The following is an 8,358-nucleotide window of genomic DNA, read 5'->3' as shown; positions in this document are numbered from 1 at the left end:
GCGAGGACGAGGGTGGAGCCGGCGAGGAGTGCGCCGAAGATTTCCGCGACGGAGGCGTCGAAGCCGAAGGCGGCGTACTGGAGGACGCGAGAGGAGGGAGAGAAGCCGTGGGCACGGCCAGCGGTGATAGCGGTGTTTGCGAGGCCGCGGTGCTGGAGAAGGGTGCCCTTGGGAGCGCCGGTGGAGCCGGAGGTGTAGATGACGTAGGCGAGGTTGTCGGCACTGGTGCTGGAGGCCGGAGCGGACTCGGGCTGCGCGGAGATGAGGCTCGCGTCGGAATCCAGCCGGACGACGCTTTCCACCTTCAGACCCAGCGACTGCACCAGAGTCGCCGTGGTGACGAGCACGGGGGCTGCGCAGTCGCGGAGCATGAAGGAGAGGCGCTCGACGGGGTACGAGGCATCGAGAGGGACCCAGGCGCCGCCAGCCTTGAGGATGGCGAGGATGGAGACGACGAGGTCGAGGGAGCGCTCGACGCAGAGAGCGACGGGGACTTCGGCCGTGACGCCGAGGCCACGCAGGTGGTGCGCGAGGCGATTGGCGCGAGAGTCGAGCTGAGCGTAGGTGAGGGAGTTGCCCTCGAAGCGAAGCGCGATGGCGTCAGGAGTGCGAGCAGCCTGGGCCTCGAAGAGGGCGTGCGCGGTGGCGTTGCGCGGGAAGTCTCGTGCCGTGTCGTTCCACTCGACGAGGAGTTGGTGCTGCTCGGCCTCGGAGAGAAGAGAGAGGGAGGAGAGAGGAGCCTCGGGCTGGGCCGCGGCCTTCTCGAGAAGGGCACCGAGGTGGATGAGCAGCCTGTCGACGGTTTGAGCCGTGAAGAGGTCGGTGCGGTACTCGATGCTGCAACCCAGGCCCTGGGCCGTTTCCTGGAGGGCGAGGGTGAGGTCGAGGCGCGAGGTGCCGGTGTTGGAGGGCTGCAGGTGGAAGGTGAGGCCCGGAACCTTCAGCTCGGTCTCGGGCTGGTTCTGGAGCACCACGGCGACCTGGAAGAGAGGCGCGTGAGCGAGGCTGCGCTCGGGGTTGACGGCCTTGACCAGCTCTTCGAACGGAAGGTCCTGATGCGCGTAGGCGCCCAACGTGTCGTGGCGGACACGTGCGAGCAGCTCGCGGAAGGACGGGTTGCCACCCAGCCGTGCGCGCAGGGCGAGCTGGTTGACGAAGAAGCCGATGAGGCCTTCGGTCTCCGAGTGGTTCCGATTGGCGATACCGGTGCCGATGACGAAGTCCTCCTGTCCGGAGTAGCGGGACAGGACGGCCTGGATGCCGGCCATCAGGGCCATGAACAGCGTGGAGCCCTCACGACGGCACAGCGCGTGGAGTGAGTCGACGAGCTGACGCGGCAGCACTCGCGAGACACTCGCGCCTCGGAAGCCCTGCATGGCGGGACGCGGGAAGTCCGTGGGCATGTCCAGGTGCAACGCCGCTCCGGACAGATACGCACTCCACCAGTCGAGCTGGGTTTCGAGCGCCTCGCCCTTGAGCCAGGACCGCTGCCATGCGGCGTAGTCGGCGTACTGGATGGGCAGCTCGGGCAGCGGTGAAGGGCGCCGCGCCGCGAAGGACTCGTAGAGCGCGGTGGACTCACGCACGATCAGGCCCATGGACCAGCCGTCCGAGATGATGTGGTGCATCGTCATCATCAACAGGTGCTGGGTCGCACTCAGCCGCAGCAACGCGGTCCGCAGCAGGGGGCCACGCGCGAGGTCGAAAGGACGCTCGGCCTCCGCGAGGACTCGACGCTGGACTTCCTCGTCGCGCGCCTCTTCGGTGAGCGCGGACAGGTCTTCCAGCGGCATTGGCACGGCCGCGGGAGGATGGATGATTTGAACCGGGCCCTCGCGGAACGTGGTGCGCAGCACCTCGTGGCGGCGCACCAGCTCCGTGAAGGACTGCTGCAGCGCGTCCATGTCCAGCGTGCCCTCGAGATGAATCGCGAGGGGCATGTTGAAGGTCGCGCTACCTGGCTGAAGCTTGTCGAGGAACCACAAGCGCTGCTGTGCGAACGACAGCGGTGGCGGCTGCGAGCGGTCCGTGCGGACCAGCGGCGGCGTTTGCGACCCGGCCGTCTGTTGATTCACTCGCTCGGCGAGCTGTGAAACGGAGGGGGCCTCGAAGAGTTCGCGGAGTGGGAGCTCGACGTTGAAGGTGGAGCGGATGCGAGAGACGACCTGGGTGGCGAGAAGGGAGTGCCCACCCAGGGCGAAGAAGCTCTCGGTGACGCTGACGCGAGGCAGGTTGAGGACGGCGCCGAAGAGCTCGGCGAGCTTCTCTTCCGTGGGGGTACGAGGTGCGACGAAGGACGACTCGTCCGTCAGGCTCGCCGCGTCGGGTGCCGGCAGCAGCCTCCTGGCGAGCTTCCCGCTGGGAGTCAGCGGCAGGGCCTCCAGGGCGACGAAGACGGAGGGCACCATGTACTCGGGCAGGCGCTTGAGCAGGGCGGAGCGGAGCGCTTCGGGGGTGACTGCGTCCGTCCCAGAGACAGGGACGACATAGCCGACGAGGCGCCTGGCGCCGGGGACGTCCTCTCGGACGATGGCCGCGGCGTCGCGGATGCCGGGCAGGGCGCGCAGCGCGGCCTCGACTTCGCCGAGCTCGACGCGGAAGCCGCGCAGCTTCACCTGTCCGTCGAGACGGCCGAGGAATTCGACGGTGCCCGAGGAGGTCCATCGAGCGGAGTCGCCGGTGCGATAGAGGCGAGCACCCGGCGTCGACGAGAACGGGTGGGGAACGAACTTCTCGGCCGTCAGCGCGGGCCTGCCGGTGTAGCCGAGTGCCAGGTGCGCGCCGCCGATGAAGAGCTCACCGGGCACGCCCACGGGCGTCGGCTGGCCAAGCGAGTCGAGGATGAAGAGCTGCGTGTGAGGCAGCGGCGAGCCGATGGAGGGCAGCCGGGGCCAAGAGGCGGGCGCTCCCTGCATGCGGAACGCGGAGACGACGTGCGTCTCGGAGGGACCGTACTGGTTCTCCAGGACGCAGCCCGGGAGCTTCTCGAAGAGGGCGACGAGGGCGGGAGTGATCTGGAGTTGCTCACCGGCCGTCACCACCTCGCGCAACGTCGTGGGAACGGTGGCGCCGTGAGAGACGGCGTCCGCGAGGGCCTGGAGCGCGACGAAGGGCAGGAAGAGCCGCCCGACGCGCTGCTGGTGCATGAAGTCGAGCAGCGCGGGGATGTCCTGGCGCAGACCGCCAGTGGGCAGCACGAGCGTTCCGCCGGCCCACCAGGTGGAGAAGATCTCCTGGCACGACACATCGAAGCTGAGCGAGGCGAACTGGAGGGTGGTGGCCGAAGGCACCACGGACTGGCGCAACTGCCAGGACAGCAAATGGCTCAGCGCGCGGTGAGGAAGGGCGACACCCTTGGGTCTGCCGGTGGAGCCGGAGGTGTAGATGACGTAGGCGGGGGATTCGGGAGAGAACGCGACGTCGGGCGAGTGAGGCGGTTGGGCGGAGATGGCGTCCGCTTCCGCGTCGACGAAGATGAGTCGCGCACTCGATGACGCGGGCAGCGAGGCCCGGAGGCTGGAGTGGGAAAGGACGACCGGCGCCGCGGAGTCCTCGAGCATGAAGGCGAGGCGCTCGGAGGGGTAATTGGGGTCGAGCGGCAGATACGATGCGCCGGCCTTGAGCGTCGCGAGGACCGCGACGGCCATGTCGAGCGACTTGTCGAGGCAGAGGCCGACGGAGCTGCCCGGTGAGACACCGTGCTCGCGCAGCAAGTGCGCGAGTTGATTGGCCCGCGTGTCGAGCTGGGCGTAGGTGAGCGAGGCGACACCATCCGAGACGGCGATGGCGTGGGGCTTCCGCGCCACCTGCGCTTCCACGGGACGGTGGATGGGCGAGGTGACGTGATGGACGCTCGCGGTGTCGTTCCACTCGGTGAGGAGCTGGTGCTTCTCCTGCGTGCTCAGCAGCGGCAGGTGGGCGAGGGACTGGCTTGGGTCGTCGATGGCGGCCTGGAGCAGCCGCGACAGGTGCTCGCCCATGCGCTGGGCGGTGCTCCGGTCGAAGAGGTCGGTGTTGAATTCGAGCAGGCCGTGGATGTCGGCGCCGGAGTCGACGAGGAGAATCGAGAGGTCGAACTTGGCGGTGCCACTGTCCACGTCGATGGCGCGCAGGGCGCCGGACGCGTCACTCCGGGACGAGACGGGGGGCGCCGTCTGCAGCGCGAGCATGGCCTGGAAGAGGGGTGAGCGGCTGAGGTCGCGCTGGGGCTGGAGTTCCTCGACGAGCTTCTCGAAGGGAACGTCCTGGTGCGAGTAGGCGCCGAGGGTGGACTCGCGCACCTGGGCGAGCAGCTCGCGGAAGGACATGTCCAGGCGAAGCTGGGTGCGCAGCGCGAGCGTGTTGACGAAGAAGCCGATGATGCCTTCGAGCTCGGCCTGCCGGCGGTTGGCGATGGGCGAGCCGACGACGATGTCGTCCTGGCCGGAGTAGCGGGCGAGGAGGACGTTGAAGGCGGACAGCAGCACCATGAAGGGCGTGACGCCCTCGCGGTTGCAGAGGGTGCGAAGCGCGGTGGTGAGGTCCGCTCCAAGGCGCACGGGGAGATTGGCGCCGTGGGCGGACTGGACGGGAGGACGCGGTCTGTCGGTGGGCAGCTCCAGGGCATGCGGCGCCCCCGCGAGGTGGTTGCGCCACCAGGAGACCTGCTGAGCCAGCGCCTCATCCCGCAGCCAGCCTCGCTGCCATGCGGCGTAGTCGGCGTACTGGAGTGCCAGCGGCGCCAGCGGTGAGGGCAGGCCCTGGCTGAAGGCGGAGTACAGCTCGAGGACCTCGCGGCCGAAGACTCCCGCGGACCAACCGTCCGAGACGATGTGGTGGACGGTGATGAGCAGCACATGGCGCTGCTCGTCGAGGCGCACGAGGGTGGCGCGCAGCAGCGGGGCGCGCGTCAGGTTGAAGGGAGTCTGGGCCTCGACGGTGGCGAGGCGCTGGGCTTCGGCGTCGCGGGTGGATTCCGGAAGGTGTCCGAGGTCGACGTGCGAGAGGTCGAACGGGACGTCGGTGTGGATGCGCTGCGCGGGCTGGCCGTCGTCACGGGAGAGGAACGTGGTGCGAAGCGACTCGTGGCGACGGACGAGTTCCTGGAGTGCGCGAGAGAGCGCTTCGGTGTGCAACTCACCGTTCACCTGGAGCGCGGTGGGGATGTTGTAGAAGGGACTGTCGGGCTGGAGCTTGTCGAGGAACCAGAGGCGCTGCTGCGCGAAGGAGAGCGGCAGGTCGCCGGAGCGCGGAACGGGCGCCAAGGGCGGAAGCTGGAGGCCGTCCTGAGTCTGGCGGGTGGCTTCGATGCGCGGCGCGAGCTGGGCGACGCTGGCGGCCTCGAAGAGAGCACGAACGGGCAGCTCGACGCCGAAGGACTGGCGAATGCGAGAGATGAGCTGGGTGGCGAGGAGGGAGTGGCCACCGAGTTCGAAGAAGTTGTCAGTGACACCGACGCGCTCGACGCGGAGGACTGAGGCGAAGAGGGAGGCGAGCAGCTCCTCGGAAGGAGTGCGAGGCGCGATGTGCTCACGCGAGGTGGGAGTGAAGTCCGGAGCCGGGAGCGCCTTGCGTTCCACCTTGCCGCTGGGGCTCAGGGGGAGTGCGTCGAGGAAGACGAAGGCGGAGGGCACCATGTACTCGGGGAGGCGCTGAGAGAGCGCGGCCCGGAGTGAAGCGGAGTCGGTGTCGCCAGAGGAGACGACGTAGGCGACGAGACGGGACTCGTCACGGACGACGACGACGGTGTCGGAGACGGAGGGAAGCGAGCGAAGCGCGGCCTCGACTTCGCCCAACTCAATGCGGAAGCCACGCAGCTTGACCTGGAAGTCGGAGCGGCCGAGGTACTCGAGGGAGCCGTCTGGGAGCCAGCGAGCGACGTCGCCGGTGCGGTAGAGGCGGGCACCAGGAGAGGCGCTGAAGGCGTCGGGGATGAAGCGCTCAGCGGTGAGGTGGGGCTTGCGCCAGTAGCCGAGGCCGACCTGGACACCGCCGATGAAGAGCTCACCGGGGACACCGACGGGAGAAGGCTGGTTGTCGGAGTCAAGGACGTAGAGGCGGGTGTTGGCGACGGGCCTGCCGATGGGGATGGAGGACTGGGAGGAGCCGCGAGCGCAGTGGAAGAAGGAGACGTCGACGGCGGCCTCGGTGGGGCCGTAGAGGTTGTGGACCTCGGCGGAAGCGGGCAGGCGCGCATGGGCGCGAGTCACCAAGTCCGAAGTGAGAGCCTCACCACTGCAGACGACGCGACGAAGCGAGGAGAGCTTCTCGACACCCGGCTCCTCCAAGAAGGCGCGGAGCATGGAGGGGACGAAGTGGAGCGTGGAGACACGCTGCTCGGAGATGAGGCGGACGAGGTAGGCGGGGTCCTGGTGTCCACCGGGTTTCGCGAGGACGAGCCGCGCGCCGGTCATGAGGGGCCAGAAGAACTCCCAGACGGAGACGTCGAAGGAGAAGGGAGTCTTCTGGAGGACGGTGTCCATCGCCGTCAGCGCGTACTGCTGCTGCATCCACAGCAGGCGGTTGACGACGCCCGAGTGGGCATTCATGGCGCCCTTGGGGCGGCCCGTGGAGCCCGAGGTGAAGATGACGTAGGCGAGGGCGTCAGGGCCGGCGAGCGACTCCAGCGAGGAGGAGGGCTGTCGCGAGACAGCGTCCCACTGGGAGTCGAGGCAGAGGACGCGAGAGGCGTGCTGGGGGAGGACGGACGTCAGGTGCTCATGGGTGAGGAGCACGGGAGCGTCAGCGTCCTCGAGCATTCCGGCGAGGCGCTCGCGGGGATACGCGGGGTCCAGGGGGACGTAGGCAGCGCCGGACTTGAGGACTGCGAGCAGGGCGACGACGAGGTCGAGCGAGCGCTCCAGGCAGACACCGACGAGAGAGCCGGGGCGCGCGCCGAGAGTACGCAGGTGGTGAGCGAGCTGGTTGGAGCGTGAATCGAGCTGCGCGTAGGTGAGGAGACTGTCTTCGAAGCGAACGGCCTCGGCATGGGGAGAACGAAGCGCCTGCGCTTGGATGATCGAGTGAAGGGTGGCCTCACTCGGGTACTTCACGTGAGCGCCCTGGAAGTCGGAGAAGAGTTGAGTCTTCTCGTCGTCGGCGAGCAGGCCGAGATGACGCAGGGGTGCGTCGACGCGAGAGGTGGCGTCGGTGAGGAGGCTGACGAAGTGGCGAGCCATGCGACGCGGAGTGGCTGCGTCGAAGAGGTCGGAGTTGAAGTCGAGGGAGCCGAGCAGACGACCCTGGCTCTCGCTCATGCCGAGGGAGAGGTCGAACTTGGCGGAGTGAAGCTCGGAGGTGAGGACGTCGAGGGAGAGGCCCGGGAGGCGGAGGGCATCGTCAGGAGCGTTCTGGAAGGTGAAGGAGACCTGGAACAGCGGGCTGCGACTGAGGTCGCGCTGAGGCTGGAGTTCCTCGACGAGCTTCTCGAAGGGGACGTCCTGGTGCTCGTAGGCCGCGAGGGTGGACAGGCGCACCTGCTCCAACAACTGGCGGAAGGACTGGCCGCCATTGATGTGAGCACGCAGGACGAGCGTGTTGACGAAGAAGCCGATGAGGCCCTCGGTCTCCGCGCGATTGCGGTTGGCGATGGGAGAGCCAACGCAGATGTCGTCCTGACGAGAGTAGCGAGACAGCAGCAGTTGCCACGCGGCGAGCAGCACCATGAAGGGCGTGGCGCCCTCGCGCTGGGCGAGTGCCTTCACGGCGAAGGTCAGCTCAGCAGACAGCTCGAAAGGAATCAGCGAGCCGCGGAAGGACTGGACGGCGGGACGGGGCCTGTCGGTAGGCAGCTCAATAGCAGGAGAAGCGCCCGCGAGCTGGTTGCGCCACCAGGCGATTTCTGAGGCGAGGACATCACCCTGGAGCCACTGGCGCTGCCAGACGGAGAAGTCGGCGTACTGGATGGGCAGAGGGGCAAGCTGAGCGGGCTCGCCCCCGGAGAACTGGCGGTAGAAGGCGGCCAGCTCGCGGACCATGACGGCGATGGACCAACCGTCGGAGGCGATGTGGTGGACGGTGACGAGCAACTGGTGCTCGGACGCATCCAGGCGGAGGAGTGACGCGCGGACGACGGGGCCCCGGGCGAGGTCGAACGGACGCACGGCTTCGGCTGCCGCCAGCCGCTGTGCCTCGGCGTCACGCTCCTGCTGGGGCAGGGCGGAGAGGTCAATGAGAGGCATCTCCAGCCGGAAGTCGAGCTGGACGTGCTGAACGGGCTGGCCCTCATGAATGGCGAAGTGGGTGCGCAGGGTCTCGTGACGCTGAATCAGCGCGTTGAGGGACTGGAGCAGCGCATGCGAGTCAAGCGAGCCAGAGAGCTTGAGCGCCCAGGGGATGTTGTAGGTGGGAGCGCCGGGCTGGAGCTGGTCGAGGAACCAG

1 protein-coding gene is annotated in these 8,358 nt (G+C 68.2%); it reads right to left on the bottom strand.

Going from position 1 to position 8,358, the window contains the following annotated elements:
• Window positions 1-8,358, bottom strand: an 8,358-nt coding sequence (locus HUA75_RS17205; protein WP_174487055.1) for a non-ribosomal peptide synthetase, incomplete at both ends; no start/stop codon positions are given.

The organism is Myxococcus sp. CA040A (genome assembly GCF_013336725.1).
Classification (GTDB): Bacteria; Myxococcota; Myxococcia; order Myxococcales; family Myxococcaceae; genus Myxococcus; species Myxococcus llanfairpwllgwyngyllgogerychwyrndrobwllllantysiliogogogochensis.
The sequence above is the reverse complement of the archived record's forward strand: the minus strand, read 5'-3'. Positions and strand labels throughout refer to the sequence as shown.